Here is a 16,334-nt window from a genome sequence, read left to right as displayed (position 1 = left end):
CTTTCTAAATAAGGAGGATTCAATGCCCGAAGGAAAGATTATTAAAGCATTAAGTGGCTTTTACTATGTTGAAAGTCAAGGTGAAGTATTTCAATGTCGTGCTCGAGGGAACTTTCGTAAGAAAAAGATAACACCATTAGTAGGTGATACAGTAAATTTTGAGGCTGAAAATTATAGCGATGGGTACATTTTGGGGCTGAAAGACCGGTTTAATGAATTAGTTCGCCCACCTATTTCTAATGTCGAGCAAGCGATTTTAGTTTTTTCGGCTATGGAGCCAAAATTTAGTACACTTCTCTTAAATCGTTTTTTAGTTCACATTGAGGCTAATGATATTGAACCAATTATTTGCATAAGTAAGATTGATTTACTTAAAAGAGAGCATCAACAAGAAATAAATCAATATATGAACGACTATCGTAAGTTGGGTTATACGGTATTGCAAACCTCTATTTTTATGGAAGAGCTAATTGAAGAAGTTAGACCATGGTTAGATGGAAAAATAAGTGTATTTGCTGGACAATCTGGTGTTGGGAAGTCGTCCTTACTAAACGCACTTAAACCTGAATTAAACCTAGAAACAAATAAAATCTCATCTCATTTAGGCAGAGGGAAACATACGACTAGACATGTAGAGTTGATTAAAATTGGAACAGGATTAGTTGCTGATACACCTGGTTTTAGTTCATTAGACTTTACAGAGATTACTTCTGAACAGTTATCAGATTGTTTTCCGGAGATGAGATCACGTGCTAGTCAATGTAAATTTAGAGGGTGTACCCATTCTACAGAGCCCAATTGTGCTGTTTTTGATGCGGTAGAGGCTGGGGAAATTGCTGATTACCGTTACAAGGATTATTTAAGTTTTTTAGAAGAGATTAAACAACAAAAGCGGAGGTACTAAAATGATTAAGATTGCACCGTCAATCCTGTCTGCAGATTTTGCAAGACTTGGAGAGGAAATTAAAGATGTAGAAAGAGGGGGGGCTGATTACATTCATGTCGATGTAATGGATGGTCATTTTGTACCAAATATTACAATTGGACCTCTTATTGTAGAAGCTATTAGACCAATTACAACGTTACCGTTAGATGTCCATTTAATGATTGAAAATCCCGATAACTATATTACGCAGTTTGCAAAAGCAGGAGCAGACATTATTACGGTCCATGTCGAGGCGTGTACTCATCTTCATAGAACAATTCACTTAATTAAAGAAAATGGAGTTAAGGCTGGTGTAGTTTTAAACCCTGCAACGCCTGTAGATACAATACAGCATATTATTGACGATGTTGATATGGTGTTACTAATGACAGTTAATCCAGGTTTTGGTGGGCAAAAGTTTATTAAACAAGTGCTACCAAAAATATATGCAGTTAGTGAAATGGCAAAGTCAAAGGGTTTATCTATTGACATCGAGGTTGATGGCGGTGTTAACTCAGAAACAGCAAAACTTTGTATAGAAGCCGGTGCAAATGTATTAGTGGCTGGATCTGCTATTTATAATGAAAAAGACCGTGCTCAAGCAATTAAAGCGATTCGAGGCTAAGTTAAATTAAGGGATAGCTTAACTAGATAACTCTAACCAAAAATTTCTTTAACTAAACGATTGCAGCTTTTATTAAGCGGTGGGGTATTTACTATTTATTGAAGGTGCAGTATAAATTCTGAAGAAATTCAAAAATTTTAGGGTTTTTCTAATATTAAGTTATCTTTTTAGTTATATTTCTCCCCGCCCTTAAGGTGCAATAAAGAACCCACCTCAAAACTTAAGAAAATGAAAAGTTTTGAGGTGGGGGGATAACTGTCCTTAAAGGTCCTATATAGAATAACTAATCATCAGAGAAACCTGATGATTAGTTATTCTTATCGTGGTATAAGTTAAACTAACAATCAGTGAATGATTGAATTCAGCTTTATTATCTTTAACCGCCCTTGCACATAAAAAGGTGATGTTATTATAGAAAGAGGTGTTTCTTTTGAAAAGACCAGTTTTACATTTGACTGAAATTGCCATGATGGCAGCTTTAGCTTTAATATTAGATTTTGTATCAATTAAAGGATTTTGGGGATATGGTGGTTCTGTCTCTCTAGCAATGGTTCCCATTTTACTAATGGCTTATCGGAGAGGACTTAGTGCAGGCTTATTAACAGGCTTTATTGTTGGATCTATACAAATGTTTTACGGTTATTTTGTTCACCCGGTACAAATTTTTCTAGATTATGCTGTGGCGTATACAGTAGTAGGGTTTGCTGGGGTATTTAGTATTTCAGTAGCTGCAAGTAAAACAAGGCGTATGGTAGCAATTATTGCTGGTGTCTTTGTCGGTTCATTTCTTCGTTTTATCTCTCATTTTATTTCAGGTGTTGTATGGTTTGGTATATATGCACCAGAAGGTATGAACGTTATTTTTTATTCAATTATTTATAACGCATCATACATGCTTCCAGTCTTTTTATTATCTTCGGTTGTCTTTATTTTACTTTCAAATACAGCGCCTAGGCTGTTACATGGAAAATAAATATGAAACGTATCCATATTGTCGCAGGGGGACCGAGTATGAGTCTCCCTTCATTGTATAAAAAGTCAAAAGATGAAATTTGGATAGGTGTAGATGGTGGCGTAGAACACCTAGTAGAGTTTGAGATCGAACCCGATTATGCTATCGGTGATTTTGATTCAATTTCTGTTAGGACAAAAAGAAACGTAAGAGTATCTTCGTACAAACAATTTCCAAGTGAAAAAGATGAAACCGATCTTGAATTAGCGTTAACTTTTGCTATAGAGAAAAGCCCAGAAGAGATTATTATTTATGGGGCAACTGGTGGTAGGTTAGATCATGAAATGATTAATTTGCAACTACTAAAAAAAGGTATAAAAAACTCAGTAAATATTTATATTGTTGATAATAAAAATCGAATCACAGTGAAAAAGCCAGGGAGTTACGATATATTTCGAAGTAATTACAAATATATTTCCTTCCTTTCGATGTTTGAATACGTAGAGGATCTAACATTACAAGGTTTTAAATACCCATTAACAAAAACAAAATTAAAGTATGGATCGAGTTTATGTATTAGTAATGAATTAATTGTAAATAGGGGTACTTATTCATTTTCTTTTGGCATATTAATAGTGGTAGAGAGTATTGATTAGACAAACTGTTTTTAATAATGAATAAGGTGTAACATTATTTGGTAATTAAAGAAAATAGGTACTATTTTAAAACTGCTGAATATACTTATTATAACTGAGGCCATTTATACTTTATTCATTTATCGTTAGTGCTGAAAAATGACGAATCCCATGTTGAGGAGGGAGATTTATGAAATTCTATACGATTAAGTTACCCAAATTTTTAGGTGGATTTGTAAGAGCAATATTAAATTCATTTAAAAAAGGGTAAACAAAAAAGCACCATAAGGGGTGCTTTTTTGTTTCAATTCATATTATACGCGTTCAACTTTTCCTGATTTTAAAGCTCTAGCAGAAACGTATACACGTTTTGGCTTTCCATCTACCATAATACGAACTTTTTGTACATTCGCACCCCACTTACGCTTTGTTTTGTTCAATGCGTGTGAGCGTTTGTTTCCTGTACGAGCTTGTCTTCCAGTAATTACACATTTACGTGCCATGATTGCACCTCCTTGTAAACCATGAGATGACACTCAAATTCATCTTATAAATACTTGCTAATATTAGCATAGTAAAAAAAAGATTGCAAGAGGTTTTCGAATAATTATCAAGGTAAGATACTTGACACTAAATAAGTAATAGCTATAATCAAAAAAGTAAATGTTTTATGTATAAATAGGATACCTTAATTATATAGCTAATAAATACGTAACGGATATATGTACTGATTGATATAGTTTTCTTTAAATATGTGGATAATTATAGTAAAATATGTATAGCCATGATAGTACATTCTAAAGGAGGATTTCGATATGTCAATAAAGATAAAAACACAATTAGGTGTAATTGATGTTGCAAGAGAAGTTGTAGCCGTAATTGCTGGTGGAGCAGCAATCGACTGCTATGGAATTGTAGGCATGGCTTCACAAAAGCAATTGAAAGATGGACTTACAGAATTGCTAGGTAAAGAAAATTTTACTAGAGGCGTTGTTATACGTGAAGAAGATGATGAAATTCATATTGATATGTATATAATCGTTAGCTATGGAACAAAAATTTCTGAGGTTGCCCATAATGTTCAAACGAAAGTAAAGTATCAGCTTGAGCAAATGTTGGGTTTGACAGTTGACTCAGTGAATATATTCGTGCAAGGAGTTAAGGTAATAAATCCATAGTTCGATTTTAAGGAGGAACATTTGTGACACTGAAGAGTTTAGAGGGTGAAAAGCTTGCCCAAATGTTTATTGAAGGAGCCAGTAATTTATCAAAGAATGTTAAATTAGTGGATTCGTTAAATGTGTTTCCTGTACCGGATGGTGATACAGGGACGAATATGAATTTGTCCATTTCCTCAGGTGTGAAAGAAGTGACCACTCAAAATTCAGAACATGTAGGTAAAGTTGCTGGAGCTTTTGCAAAAGGTTTGTTGATGGGGGCTCGAGGAAACTCAGGAGTAATTTTATCACAACTTTTTCGAGGATTTTCAAAATCTGTTGAAGATAAAACGTCTTTGAATGCTAAACAATTTGCTGATGCTTTTACTTATGGAGTAGATATGGCTTATAAAGCTGTAATGAAGCCTGTTGAAGGAACAATTTTAACAGTAGCTAAAGATGCGGCTAAAAAAGCTCAAGAGACCGCTAAACGTACGGATGATATTATTCAAATTATGGATGCGACCCTGGCTGAAGCAAAAAAATCCTTAGATCGAACTCCAAGCCTACTACCTGTTTTAAAAGAAGTAGGTGTAGTTGATTCTGGTGGGAAGGGCTTAGTAATTATTTATGAAGGTTTTTTAGCAGTACTAAAAGGAGAAAAAATTGTTGAAATTGATAAAAAGTCGGCATCTATGTCTGATCTTGTGAAAGTCGAACACCACCAAAATGCTCAAAGTTACATGGCTACTGAAGACATAGAGTTTGGATATTGTACTGAAGTGATGGTTAAATTTGAGGATGAAAAGATTGAAAAAAACCCGTTTGATGAAGTAGCTTTTCGTCAATTATTAAGTAATCATGGAGATTCTTTGTTAGTTGTTTCTGATGATGATTTACTTAAAATACATATTCATGCTGAACAGCCAGGCGAAGTCATCACTCAGGCTCAAAGGTTCGGAAGCTTAATTAATGTGAAAATAGAAAATATGCGAGAACAACACACTCACTTACTAGAAGAAACAAAAGCAGTTTACGAAGAAGAGCCAATTGCTTCCACTTCGGAAACTAAAGCAGAGTTTGGAATTATTACAGTAGCTATGGGTGAAGGGATTGCTAAAATGTTTAAAAGCCTAGGCGCCGGGATTGTTATAGAAGGTGGTCAAACAATGAACCCAAGCACTGAAGATTTTGTTAAGGCGGTTTCAGATGTTCGTGCCAAAAAGATCATTATTTTACCAAATAATAGTAATGTTATTATGGCTGCCGAGCAGGCTGCTACAGTTGTTGAGGAAGATGTTGTCGTTGTACCATCCAAAACAGTCCCGCAAGGTTTAGCTTCATTATTAGCTTTTAATCCATCAGGGAACATTGAAACAAATTTTGAGGATATGAGAGCTGCTTTAGCTTTAGTGAAGACTGGGCAAGTCACTTTTGCAGTGCGAGATAGTAATCTTGATGGTGTGGAAATTAAAAAAGATGACTTTATGGGAATTTCTGAGAAGAAAATTGTTTCCTCAGGACCCGATCGTCTTAAAGTGACAGAACAATTGTTGGATCAAATGATTGATGAAAGCTCTGAAATCGTAACAATTATTCGTGGTGAGGGTACTACTGAAGAAGAAACAGATAAGCTTGTTGATTATATTGAAGCAAAATTTAAAGATGTAGAAGTAGAAGTTTACGATGGTAATCAACCTTTATATTCTTATATCTTTTCTGTTGAATAATATCGAGGAGGATGATTCGTTATGGGAAAAGTAAGAGTTGTCACCGATAGTACGTCTGATATTCCAAAGTCAATAGTGGAAGAACTAAATATCGCTGTTGTACCATTGAAAGTACTTTTTGGAGAACAAGAAACATATGAAGATGGAGTTACGATACAAGCTAAGGAATTTTATGAAAAGCTTGCAACATCAGATGTTATCCCCTCAACATCTCAGCCGTCTCCGTATCAATTTGAAGAAGTTTATAAGGAAATTGATACAGAGGATCAAGGTTGTGATATTATTTCAATTCACATCTCATCGAAGCTAAGTGGTACATTTCAATCAGCTGTTATAGCTTCAGATGTCGTGAAAGAAACTATAGATGTTACTGTTGTTGATTCTAAAAGAGCAGCTTATTCTTGTGGGATGATTGTTACTGAAATTGCAAAACTAGCTAAACAAGGTGCAACAAAGGAGCAATGCTTATCGCGATTAAATGAGTTGTTAAAGGATACAACGATTTATTTTATGGTTGATACATTAGAGTTTTTACAAAAAAATGGTCGAATTGGTAAAGCGTCAGCGGTACTCGGTTCATTATTGAAAATTAAACCAATCCTTTCGTTAAATGAAGATGGAGAAGTTTACCCTGTTGATAAAGTGCGTGGGCAGAAAAAAGCTTTGGCAAAGATTTATGACTATCTAGAGAAAGACTATGGCAATCAAACAATTATCGTTGGGGTTATTCATGCAAATACAATTGAATTGGCTACTGAGATTATGACAGAAATGCGTAGTCGTTTTAATATTAGTTCAGAAGTTTTTACTGATATTGGTCCTGTTATTGGTGCTCATGTAGGTCCAGGGGCAATTGGAATTACTGTTACTCTTGCTAAATAAGCTTTATGGTGTCAGAAAACCATACATATATGGTTGCTGGCACTTTTTTTGAAATGTTATTCAAATTTTTTTAGGGTGGCGACAAGACAAAGTAATTAATATAACTATACTTAAACTAACAGCCTAGAGGATTTTTCGGAGGTATTTATGAAATATAGAACGGTTTTTGATATTATTGGTCCGATAATGATCGGTCCTTCTAGCTCCCATACAGCAGGAGCTGCTCGAATTGGAAGAGTCGCTAGAACACTTCTAGGTAAAGAACCTAAATTTGTAGAAATTTCCTTCTATGGCTCTTTTGCGAAAACATATAAAGGACATGGAACTGATGTTGCAATAATAGGTGGGTTACTCGATTTTGATACTTTTGATCAAAGAATAAAAGATTCTCTCATCATTGCTAAAGCTTTAGGAATTACTTTTAAAATTGTGACAGTGGATGCTATTACAGATCATCCAAATACAGCGAAAGTTCGACTAGGGACATGTGAGCAAGATACAATAGAATTAGTTGGGATTTCCATAGGTGGTGGAAAAATAGAGATCGTTGAACTAAATAACTTTAAATTAAAATTATCAGGGAATCATCCTGCGATATTGGTTGTACATGATGATCGATTTGGGGTTATTGCAGCGGTATCTAATGTATTAGCAAAGTATGAAATTAATATTGGCCATATGGAAGTTTCAAGAAAAGAAAAAGGTAAAGAAGCGTTAATGGTTATTGAGATTGACCAAAACGTTGATGAAAAACTTTTAGCTGAAGTAGCATCTTTACCAAATATCTCTAAGGTAACTAAGATACATGAATAACAACACGAGAGAATAGGGAGAGATAAACGATGTTTCGAAATGTTGCTGAATTAGTAGAATTGGCAGAGAAGGAAGGCATCCTTATCTCTGATATAATGATAAAACAGGAAATGGATGTTTCTGAGAAAAGTTTTGTAGAAATTTTTGATCAGATGGACAGAAATTTATGTGTCATGGAAGAAGCTATTGAAAGAGGAATTAAAGAAAAAGTTCGCTCAATATCAGGTTTAACAGGAGGAGATGCAATTCTTTTACAAAATTATATACAGAGTGGAAAATCTCTATCTGGTGAATTTCTTCTTGATGCTGTTAGCAAAGCAATAGCAACAAATGAAGTAAATGCAGCAATGGGGACTATTTGCGCAACTCCTACAGCAGGTTCAGCTGGAGTAGTACCAGGAACCCTATTTGCTATTAAGAAAAAAAATAATCCTTCTAGAGAGAAACTGGTTCGTTTTTTATTTACAAGTGGTGCATTTGGGCTTGTGGTAGCAAACAATGCTACTATTTCAGGTGCAGGTGGTGGTTGTCAGGCTGAAGTTGGTAGTGCAACAGGTATGGCAGCAGCAGCCATTGTTGAACTTATGGGGGGGAAACCTATACAATCGGCCCATGCAATGGCAATAGCATTAAAGAATATGCTAGGGTTAGTTTGTGACCCTGTTGCTGGACTTGTTGAAGTTCCATGCGTTAAGCGAAATGCTATGGGAGCTGCCAATGCACTTGTTGCAGCTGACATGGCATTAGCGGGAATAGAAAGTAGAATTCCTTGTGATGAAGTAATTGAGGCTATGTACAAAATAGGTCAGTCTATGTCAAGAGATTTAAAAGAAACCGCAGGAGGAGGTTTAGCGGCTACTCCAACAGGTAGAGCACTAGAAGCGAAAATCTTTGGATTTAGTCACGAAAAATAAAGATGTTAAAAAAATCAGTTACATTTGTAAAGGGAATTGGGGAGGAAAAGGCTAAAGATTTACATAACTTAGGGATTTATTCGATCCAAGATTTATTAGAATATTTCCCGTTTCGTTATGAGGATTATCGGCCAAAAGACATAACGGAAATTAAACATGAAGAGCGAGTAACGATCCAAGGAACGATTCAAAGTGAAAGTGTACTACGGTTTTATGGTAAAAAAAAATCGAAACTATCTTCTAGGGTTTTAGTAGGTAACGTATTACTTACAGCAGTTTTTTTTAATCAACACTACTTAAAAACGAAATTAGTTCTAGGTTCAAAGGTTACACTAACAGGTAAGTGGGATCAACATCGTCTTTCAATTACAGTTAACGAATGTAAGTTTGGTATAGGTGAGCATAACAGTAGTTATGAACCAGTATATTCGGTTGGCGGTAAAATTACCGTGAAAGGATTGAAAAAAATGATAAATTCGGCGATGGACCAGTATGGAACCCAAATTGAAGAAATCCTACCACCCGACTATTTACAGAAATACAAACTGATTGAAAGAAAAGATGCGCTCTACAAACTCCATTACCCACTAAATTTTGAAGACGCTAAGAAAGCAAGGAGAAGAATGGTCTATGAAGAGTTTCTTTTGTTTCAGTTGAAAATGCAAGCGATTCGAAAATTCCATCGAGAAAATAGTGGTGGTACCTCTATTAACTATGATAAAGAGAATGTTGCGCTATTTCTTGAGAGATTACCATTCTCGCTAACATCTGCACAACAACGGGTAGTTAATGAAATATTAAAAGATATGGCTACGCCTTATCGTATGAATCGTTTGCTACAAGGAGACGTAGGTTCAGGGAAAACAGTTGTCGCAGCTATTTGTTTATATGCTGCTGTTACCGCTCGTTTTCAAGGTGCATTAATGGTTCCTACTGAAATATTAGCAGAGCAACACTATCATTCTTTAAAAGCGTTACTTGAGCCAGTTGGTATAACCTCTGAATTATTAACCGGATCCATTAAAGGTAAAAAGCGTAAGGAATTGTTGACTCGACTTGAAAGTGGGGAAATTAATATAATTATTGGTACTCATGCTCTTATACAAGATGAAGTCCAATTTCACAATCTCGGTTTAGTTATAACGGATGAACAGCACCGCTTCGGTGTTGAACAAAGGCGTACACTGCGTAATAAAGGTCTAAATCCGGATGTCCTTTTTATGACAGCGACCCCCATTCCAAGGACACTTGCCATTTCGATTTTCGGAGATATGGATGTTTCAACAATTGACGAAATGCCAGCTGGTCGAAAACCGATTGAGACATACTGGGCTAAACACCAAATGCTTGAACGAGTTTTATCTTTTGTTGAAAAGGAGTTACTGAAGGGTAGACAAGCTTATGTTATCTGTCCTTTAATTGAAGAATCTGATAAGCTAGATGTTCAAAATGCAATTGACGTACATGCTCAACTTCAACATTACTTTAGGAATTATAAAGTAGGACTCATGCACGGGAGACTTCATTCAAGTGAAAAAGAAGAGGTTATGCAACAATTTAGTAATAATGAGGTCCAAATACTTGTTTCTACGACGGTGGTAGAAGTTGGAGTTAATGTACCTAATGCTACAATCATGGTTATTTATGATGCGGAGAGGTTTGGTTTATCACAGCTTCATCAGCTGCGAGGACGGGTTGGACGTGGTGATGCACAATCGTATTGTGTACTATTAGCTGATCCTAAATCTGATGTTGGAAAAGAACGAATGAGGATTATGACAGAAACAAATAATGGGTTTGAATTATCTCAAAGAGATTTAGAGCTAAGAGGTCCTGGAGATTTTTTTGGATCTAAACAAAGTGGTTTACCTGAATTTAAAATTGCTGATATGATTCATGATTATCGCGCGTTGGAAGTAGCAAGAAATGATGCTACATATCTAGTCTCTTCTGAGGAATTTTGGGAGAATTCAGAATATAAGCACCTAGTTATGTATTTAGAGGAGCAAGGGGTGCTAAATGGAGAGAAAATGGATTAATAGTGATTTTTTTATTGAAATATAAATCCAATTTCTATATACTACTTTTAGTACCTAGTCATATAAGCTTGGATGGTGTGGAAAGATGAAACGATCGAAAAAAGAACGGCAACAGCTATTAAAACAAAAAATAAATGAAAATCCTTTTATTACTGATGAGTCACTTGCAGAATTTTTTCATGTGAGTGTTCAAACGATCCGTTTAGATCGATTAGAACTTTCAATACCTGAATTAAGAGAACGTATTAAACATGTAGCTGAAAAACAGTTTGATACCGTAAAAGCTTTATCATTAGAAGAAGTTATCGGTGAAATTATCGATTTACAGTTAGATCAGAGAGCAATATCCATTTTAGATATCGGACCAGAGCATGTTTTTACAAGAACAAAGATTGCTCGAGGACATCACCTTTTTGCTCAAGCAAACTCTTTGGCAGTTGCAATTATTGATGATGAATTAGCGTTAACATCAAAAGCAAATGTTCGTTTTACTAGAAGAGTAAAGCAAGGGGAACGTGTAATTGCAAAGGCGAAAGTTATCAACAATGAAAAAGAGCGTACGAAAGTTGAAGTAAATAGTTTTGTTGAACAAGAGTTAGTTTTCTCCGGAGAATTCCACATGTACCGAAGAGACTTGCTATTGGAAGGAGAGAAGGGTGAACATGAGGATCGTAATTGATGCCATGGGTGGTGACCATGCCCCTAAAGAAGTCGTAAAAGGTGCAATGGCAGCTATAAAATCCTATAAAGAACTACACATTGTCCTAGTAGGCGATGAGGTGGCAATTAAACAAAATCTTACAGATGAAACAAGAGTTACAATTATACATACTAATGAAAAGATTGAATCAACAGATGCCCCGGTGGCAGCTATACGTAGAAAAAAGAATGCCTCTATGGTTCTTGCTATTAAAGAAGTAAAAGAAGGTCGTGCTGATGCCTGTATTTCAGCAGGAAATACTGGGGCGCTAATGACTGGTGGAATTTTAATTAGTGGTAGAATAAAAGGAATTGAACGTCCTGCACTAGCGCCAATGCTACCGACTCTTAATGGTAATGGTTTTTTACTAATCGATGCAGGTGCCAATATGGATGCAAAACCTGAACATTTACTTCACTACGGCATCATGGGTTCTATTTACATGAAAAAGGTTCGCAATATTGATCGCCCAAGAGTTGGATTGCTAAATGTCGGAACTGAGGACGATAAAGGTACTGAATTAACAAAGCAGACGTTTGAATTGTTAAAGAATGCGAACTTGAATTTTGTTGGAAATATTGAAGCTAGAGATTTATTGAATGGAATTGCTGATGTTGTAGTATGTGACGGTTTTTCAGGTAATATTGTTCTAAAATCAGTAGAAGGCACAGCTCTTTCTTTATTCTCATTAATGAAGAAAGAGCTTACGAGTACGGTTTTTAGTAAAATAGCGGCTGGAGCATTAAAACCGAGGTTTAAAAGAATTAAAGAGCAAATGGATTATACTGAATATGGTGGTGCTTGTTTATTTGGCTTACAAGCCCCAATTATTAAAGCGCATGGATCTTCTAATGAAAATGCAATATTGAATTCTGTAAGGCAAGCTCGAATGATTGTCGAAGAAAAGGTTGTAGAAACCATAAAAGGTGAAATTGTAAAAGGTGAATAGTAAGTATTATTTTTAGTTAAAAAAACGATTAAAAGGGAGTTGTACAATGGGTAAGATAGCATTTTTATTTCCTGGTCAAGGGTCTCAATCTGTTGGAATGGGAAAAGCTCTTGCAGATGAAAATGAAGCTGTTTCAGCAATTTTTAAAAGAGCAGACACACGCCTTGAGACAGAATTAACAAAACTTATTTTTGAAGGTCCTGAGGCTGAATTAACATTAACTACCAACACGCAACCTGCTTTATTGACAACAAGTATAGCTATGCTTGAGGCATTTCGTACCGCTGATATTCAACCAGATTATGTTGCTGGGCATAGTTTAGGTGAATACAGTGCACTTGTTTGTGCTCAGGCTTTGTCATTTGAAGATGCTGTTTATGCGGTACGAATGAGAGGATCTTTTATGGAAGAAGCAGTTCCAGAAGGTAAAGGAGCAATGGCGGCTATTTTAGGAATGGAGCGTAGTCTGTTAAAGGAAATTACAGACGAAGTAACGTTAAAGGGTCAACCGGTTGAACTCGCTAACCTAAATTGTCCAGGTCAAATTGTTATTTCTGGTTCAAAAGAAGCTGTGGATGAAGCTTCTATTATTGCTAAAGAAAAAGGGGCAAGAAGAGTTATATCTCTTTCAGTAAGTGGACCATTTCATTCTTCGTTAATGAAACCAGCGGCAGATAAGCTTGCTGAAGTATTAAATAATATTAATATTAACGATGCACTTGTCCCTGTTATTGCAAATGTTACTGCAAGCGAAGTACGTTCAGGTGAAGAAATAAAGCAAAAATTGGTACAACAAGTTTATTCTCCCGTTCTTTGGGAAGATACAGTAAATTATTTACTAAATCAAGATGTAGATACATTTATTGAAATAGGTCCTGGGAATGTTTTATCAGGACTTGTGAAAAAAATAAACCGTAAAGTACGGGTGTTTTCTGTAAATGATCGTGAATCTTTGGAAAAGACTGTTGAAACTATAAAAGGTGGTAATGCATAATGCTTAAAGGGAAAGTTGCTCTTGTAACCGGAGCTTCAAGAGGAATTGGTAAGGCCATTGCATTAGAATTAGCTAGACAAGGAGCAAAAGTTGCAGTAAACTTTGCAGGTAACCAACAAAAAGCAGAAGAAGTTGTAGCAGAAATAAAAGCTCTTGGCTCGGATGCGATTGCTATCAAAGCAGATGTTGCTAATGCTGATGAAGTGAATATGATGGTAAAAGAAACAATCGATGCATTTGGCTCGTTGGAAATTCTAGTTAATAATGCTGGAATTACTCGAGATGGACTCATCATGAGGATGAAGGAAGACGATTGGGATGCAGTTATAAATACTAACTTAAAAGGTGTCTTTAATTGTTCAAAGGCCGTCACACGTCAAATGATGAAGCAACGTTTTGGGAAAATAGTAAATATTTCCTCTGTTGTAGGTGTACTAGGAAATGCAGGACAAGCAAACTATGTTGCGGCTAAAGCTGGAGTTATTGGTTTAACAAAAACATTGGCAAGGGAATTAGCTAATCGAAACATTACGGTTAATGCAGTTGCACCTGGTTTTATTGAAACAGATATGACAGAAGAATTATCTACAGAGATTAAACAAGAGTTATTAAAACAAATTCCTCTTGCAAAATTAGGAAGCGCAGAAGATATTGCTTCAGCTGTTCGTTTTCTAGTCAGTGATGAGGCTAATTATATGACTGGTCAAACATTACACGTTGACGGTGGAATGGTCATGAATTAATTGTTTCTTACATTGTTTTATCCTATAATGTGTACATAGGTTTAAAGCCATTATAATGTACTGTTATAGTCATAAATAAATTTTTATTCCTTGAGAGGAGGTGAACTCATGGCAGACGTATTTCCACGTATTACGAAAATCATCGTAGATCGTCTTGGTGTTGACGAAGCTGAAGTAAAGCCTGAAGCTACATTCAAAGAAGATCTAGGGGCAGATTCACTAGATGTAGTAGAACTAGTGATGGAACTTGAAGATGAGTTTGATTTAGAAATTTCTGATGAAGATGCAGAAAAAATTGCTACTGTTAAAGATGTTGTTGACTACATAAACAGCCACCAGTAGGTTAGTTGAGGATGAATTAACCTAAGACGTACCGATATTTCTTTTTTATAAAAAGTTCAGCATCTTAGTGTTAATCATCCTCCTTAATTATTCAGCGATAAACAAACAAAGGCTTCCGTTATAAAGTGATTTTAAAAGAGAGACTACCAAAGTGGACGATGAGAATCGCCAACTATAGTTAGCGTATTTTACAATTATCTGTAATGAAGTCTTTCATATTTTACGTATTGAAAGGTTTTGGAGGTTACTATGCAACAATCTTCAAGGAAAATCCGTAGACGCACGTCGAAACGTACAGAAAAAAGAATTCAATTAACACCTGCCCAAAAATTGAAATTTGAAAAGCTGCTTGAGAGTTTAGAAATTCAATTTGACAACGAAAAACTTATTATTCAAGCATTTACACATTCATCCTATGTGAATGAGCATCGCATTCGCCCGTTTGATGATAATGAACGGTTAGAATTTTTAGGAGATGCGGTTTTAGAGTTAGCGGTTTCTCAGTACTTATTTAAAAAGTTCGAAACAATGAGTGAAGGTGAAATGACAAAATTAAGAGCAGCAATTGTTTGTGAACCATCACTAGCAAAGTTTGCAACATATTTAAACTTTGGTGAAATCGTTCTTCTTGGTAAAGGGGAAGAAATGACGGGTGGTAGAGAACGACCAGCATTGCTTGCTGATGTGTTTGAGTCGTTTGTTGGAGCTCTTTATTTAGACCAAGGGTTAGAAGCCGTGTACCACTTTTTATCCGTAACAATTTATCCTAAAATTGATGAGGGTGCTTTTTCTCATATGATGGATTTTAAAAGCCAGTTGCAAGAATTTATTCAAAGAGATGGACTTGGGGCAATTCAATATCAAATTGTTCAAGAACGAGGGCCTGCTCATGCGCGCGAATTCGTTTCAGAAGTAATCTTAAACGAGACCAAGTTAGGAGTAGGTGTTGGTAGATCGAAAAAAGAAGCTGAGCAACAAGCTGCTCAAAAGGCACTAGAAAAACTAATGGACAAATAAAAGAAAGGCTTTCTTCTATTTAAAGTGAAGAAAGTCTTTCTTTTATATAATCAGAATTTATAAAATTCTAACTTGGAAACTGTCTAGCGCAAGCAGCTTAACTCTGTCACTTCAGTCAAGCAACTGACTTCAATAAGTACTTGAATAACGTCTCTGAATAGCTTCATGCAGCAATGCTTCGAGGAAGCCTACTTCGAAGCATTGCTGTCAGACGCAGAAGCACATAGATTGCGGTCAAAGAGCAGACAGCTACTTGCCGACCTTCCAGTGTTTGTCTCCGATAGGCGGGCGCCTTTCGCTTTTCTTATTGTTTAACCTTTTTTACGAAGTTTTCCTAGTTCAGATACAATTGCATCGATTTCACTTACGCTAAACGATTTTTTACTCATTATCATTTCGTAAATATCGACTAAATCCTCATAATGATCAGTATCAAAACTTTCAGGTCTCAGTGCACCGCCATTTACAACTTGCATTTTTTCTTTAATATTCGAAATCATAAATTCAATATTATCACGCGAATTTTCTTTTAAATTCATTTCTTCCACCCCTTCAAATTGTTTGCCCACACATACTTTTATAGGAAATTAACTATATTTTATTGTACCATTATATCGTGGCTTTTCACACGTATGAAGCTTCACATAGTTTTAAAAAATGAAAAAATAATAGACTCTCGTCATTTGCCGAATCAGAAAGTCGAGCCTTTTGATAGAGGCGATCTAATTTTCCTCCATCTTTTAGGTAGAAGAAGTTTATTTTATATAATCAGAATTTATCAATTTCTAACTTAAAAACTGTCTAGCGCAAGCAGCCTACGAGTTCGGTCACTTCAGTCAAGCAACTGACTTCAATTCCTTCCTGGATTACTCTTGAAGATGCTCCATGCTACTTTGCTCCTGCGATTACTCGTCGCA

Annotated in this window: 19 protein-coding genes; 17 read left to right on the top strand and 2 right to left on the bottom strand. The window is 35.7% G+C overall.

The features are described 5' to 3' along the window. Positions 1-22: 22 nt before the first annotated feature. From rsgA to spoVM, 5 genes are all read left to right on the top strand, one after another. Complete coding sequence (gene rsgA / locus BKP37_RS11925) at positions 23-904, top strand: ribosome small subunit-dependent GTPase A (protein WP_071309813.1); 882 nt, start codon at positions 23-25, stop codon at positions 902-904. 1 nt (position 905) lies between these two features. Then, a complete protein-coding gene (gene rpe, locus BKP37_RS11920; protein ID WP_071309812.1) occupies positions 906-1,550 on the top strand; it encodes a ribulose-phosphate 3-epimerase in 645 nt (214 codons plus the stop codon). A gap of 430 nt (positions 1,551-1,980) precedes the next feature. Further along, positions 1,981-2,523, top strand: coding sequence for an energy-coupled thiamine transporter ThiT (thiT, locus tag BKP37_RS11915; RefSeq protein ID WP_084034676.1), 543 nt, complete (start codon positions 1,981-1,983; stop codon positions 2,521-2,523). Between the two features lie 2 nt (positions 2,524-2,525). Continuing rightward, the gene (locus BKP37_RS11910) at positions 2,526-3,158 is read left to right on the top strand and encodes a thiamine diphosphokinase (protein WP_071309811.1); all 633 of its coding nucleotides are present in this window, start codon (positions 2,526-2,528) and stop codon (positions 3,156-3,158) included. Positions 3,159-3,327: 169 nt separating this feature from the next. Then, complete coding sequence (gene spoVM / locus BKP37_RS11905) at positions 3,328-3,408, top strand: stage V sporulation protein SpoVM (protein ID WP_071309810.1); 81 nt, start codon at positions 3,328-3,330, stop codon at positions 3,406-3,408. 43 nt (positions 3,409-3,451) lie between these two features. Here spoVM and rpmB read toward each other — a convergent pair whose 3' ends face one another. Then, on the bottom strand, positions 3,452-3,640 hold the full coding sequence (rpmB, locus tag BKP37_RS11900; RefSeq protein WP_071309809.1) for a 50S ribosomal protein L28: 189 nt from the start codon (positions 3,638-3,640) through the stop codon (positions 3,452-3,454). 312 nt (positions 3,641-3,952) lie between these two features. Here rpmB and BKP37_RS11895 point away from each other — a divergent pair, with 312 nt between their 5' ends. The 12 genes from BKP37_RS11895 (at position 3,953) to rnc (ending at position 15,417) form a co-directional block, all read left to right on the top strand. Continuing rightward, entirely contained in the window at positions 3,953-4,315 is a 363-nt protein-coding gene (locus BKP37_RS11895; protein ID WP_071309808.1) for an Asp23/Gls24 family envelope stress response protein, read from the top strand. Positions 4,316-4,338: 23 nt separating this feature from the next. Next, on the top strand, positions 4,339-6,024 hold the full coding sequence (locus tag BKP37_RS11890) for a DAK2 domain-containing protein (protein WP_071309807.1): 1,686 nt from the start codon (positions 4,339-4,341) through the stop codon (positions 6,022-6,024). Positions 6,025-6,045: 21 nt separating this feature from the next. Then, positions 6,046-6,906, top strand: coding sequence for a DegV family protein (locus tag BKP37_RS11885; protein ID WP_071309806.1), 861 nt, complete (start codon positions 6,046-6,048; stop codon positions 6,904-6,906). Between the two features lie 147 nt (positions 6,907-7,053). Further along, a complete protein-coding gene (gene sdaAB, locus BKP37_RS11880) occupies positions 7,054-7,719 on the top strand; it encodes an L-serine ammonia-lyase, iron-sulfur-dependent subunit beta (RefSeq protein ID WP_071309805.1) in 666 nt (221 codons plus the stop codon). A 29-nt stretch (positions 7,720-7,748) separates the two neighbouring features. Then, on the top strand, positions 7,749-8,633 hold the full coding sequence (gene sdaAA / locus BKP37_RS11875; protein WP_071309804.1) for an L-serine ammonia-lyase, iron-sulfur-dependent, subunit alpha: 885 nt from the start codon (positions 7,749-7,751) through the stop codon (positions 8,631-8,633). A 2-nt stretch (positions 8,634-8,635) separates the two neighbouring features. Next, entirely contained in the window at positions 8,636-10,672 is a 2,037-nt protein-coding gene (gene recG, locus BKP37_RS11870; RefSeq protein ID WP_071309803.1) for an ATP-dependent DNA helicase RecG, read from the top strand. Between the two features lie 85 nt (positions 10,673-10,757). Next, positions 10,758-11,351, top strand: coding sequence for a transcription factor FapR (fapR, locus tag BKP37_RS11865; RefSeq protein ID WP_071309802.1), 594 nt, complete (start codon positions 10,758-10,760; stop codon positions 11,349-11,351). Next, the gene (gene plsX, locus BKP37_RS11860) at positions 11,335-12,321 is read left to right on the top strand and encodes a phosphate acyltransferase PlsX (RefSeq protein WP_071309801.1); all 987 of its coding nucleotides are present in this window, start codon (positions 11,335-11,337) and stop codon (positions 12,319-12,321) included. Before fapR ends, plsX begins: the two co-directional genes overlap by 17 nt. A 46-nt stretch (positions 12,322-12,367) precedes the next feature. Next, complete coding sequence (fabD, locus tag BKP37_RS11855) at positions 12,368-13,315, top strand: ACP S-malonyltransferase (protein WP_071309800.1); 948 nt, start codon at positions 12,368-12,370, stop codon at positions 13,313-13,315. Then, positions 13,315-14,058 carry a 3-oxoacyl-[acyl-carrier-protein] reductase gene (gene fabG / locus BKP37_RS11850; RefSeq protein WP_071309799.1) on the top strand — a complete coding sequence of 248 codons (744 nt, stop codon included), beginning with the start codon at positions 13,315-13,317 and terminating at the stop codon, positions 14,056-14,058. Before fabD ends, fabG begins: the two co-directional genes overlap by 1 nt. A gap of 108 nt (positions 14,059-14,166) precedes the next feature. Beyond that, a complete protein-coding gene (gene acpP / locus BKP37_RS11845) occupies positions 14,167-14,400 on the top strand; it encodes an acyl carrier protein (protein ID WP_071309798.1) in 234 nt (77 codons plus the stop codon). A gap of 249 nt (positions 14,401-14,649) precedes the next feature. Then, positions 14,650-15,417 (top strand): ribonuclease III, encoded by a 768-nt coding sequence (gene rnc / locus BKP37_RS11840; RefSeq protein WP_071309797.1) that lies wholly within the window; start codon positions 14,650-14,652, stop codon positions 15,415-15,417. A gap of 311 nt (positions 15,418-15,728) precedes the next feature. Here the strand turns inward: rnc and BKP37_RS11835 are convergent, their stop codons facing one another. Beyond that, the gene (locus tag BKP37_RS11835; protein ID WP_071309796.1) at positions 15,729-15,956 is read right to left on the bottom strand and encodes a DUF1128 domain-containing protein; all 228 of its coding nucleotides are present in this window, start codon (positions 15,954-15,956) and stop codon (positions 15,729-15,731) included. Positions 15,957-16,334 lie beyond the last annotated feature (378 nt).

The organism is Anaerobacillus alkalilacustris (assembly GCF_001866005.1).
Lineage (GTDB): Bacteria > Bacillota > Bacilli > Bacillales > Anaerobacillaceae > Anaerobacillus > Anaerobacillus alkalilacustris.
The sequence above is the reverse complement of the archived record's forward strand: the minus strand, read 5'-3'. Positions and strand labels throughout refer to the sequence as shown.

Excerpts from the sequence above, each read along its gene's own strand:
- rsgA (WP_071309813.1), top strand. The coding sequence starts at position 23 with ATGCCCGAAGGAAAGATTATTAAAGCATTAAGTGGCTTTTACTATGTT.
- rpe (WP_071309812.1), top strand. The coding sequence starts at position 906 with ATGATTAAGATTGCACCGTCAATCCTGTCTGCAGATTTTGCAAGACTT.
- BKP37_RS11910 (WP_071309811.1), top strand. The coding sequence starts at position 2,526 with ATGAAACGTATCCATATTGTCGCAGGGGGACCGAGTATGAGTCTCCCT.
- spoVM (WP_071309810.1), top strand. The coding sequence starts at position 3,328 with ATGAAATTCTATACGATTAAGTTACCCAAATTTTTAGGTGGATTTGTA.
- rpmB (WP_071309809.1), bottom strand. The coding sequence starts at position 3,640 with ATGGCACGTAAATGTGTAATTACTGGAAGACAAGCTCGTACAGGAAAC.
- BKP37_RS11895 (WP_071309808.1), top strand. The coding sequence starts at position 3,953 with ATGTCAATAAAGATAAAAACACAATTAGGTGTAATTGATGTTGCAAGA.
- BKP37_RS11885 (WP_071309806.1), top strand. The coding sequence starts at position 6,046 with ATGGGAAAAGTAAGAGTTGTCACCGATAGTACGTCTGATATTCCAAAG.
- sdaAB (WP_071309805.1), top strand. The coding sequence starts at position 7,054 with ATGAAATATAGAACGGTTTTTGATATTATTGGTCCGATAATGATCGGT.
- sdaAA (WP_071309804.1), top strand. The coding sequence starts at position 7,749 with ATGTTTCGAAATGTTGCTGAATTAGTAGAATTGGCAGAGAAGGAAGGC.
- recG (WP_071309803.1), top strand. The coding sequence starts at position 8,636 with ATGTTAAAAAAATCAGTTACATTTGTAAAGGGAATTGGGGAGGAAAAG.
- fapR (WP_071309802.1), top strand. The coding sequence starts at position 10,758 with ATGAAACGATCGAAAAAAGAACGGCAACAGCTATTAAAACAAAAAATA.
- plsX (WP_071309801.1), top strand. The coding sequence starts at position 11,335 with ATGAGGATCGTAATTGATGCCATGGGTGGTGACCATGCCCCTAAAGAA.
- fabD (WP_071309800.1), top strand. The coding sequence starts at position 12,368 with ATGGGTAAGATAGCATTTTTATTTCCTGGTCAAGGGTCTCAATCTGTT.
- fabG (WP_071309799.1), top strand. The coding sequence starts at position 13,315 with ATGCTTAAAGGGAAAGTTGCTCTTGTAACCGGAGCTTCAAGAGGAATT.
- acpP (WP_071309798.1), top strand. The coding sequence starts at position 14,167 with ATGGCAGACGTATTTCCACGTATTACGAAAATCATCGTAGATCGTCTT.
- rnc (WP_071309797.1), top strand. The coding sequence starts at position 14,650 with ATGCAACAATCTTCAAGGAAAATCCGTAGACGCACGTCGAAACGTACA.
- BKP37_RS11835 (WP_071309796.1), bottom strand. The coding sequence starts at position 15,956 with ATGAATTTAAAAGAAAATTCGCGTGATAATATTGAATTTATGATTTCG.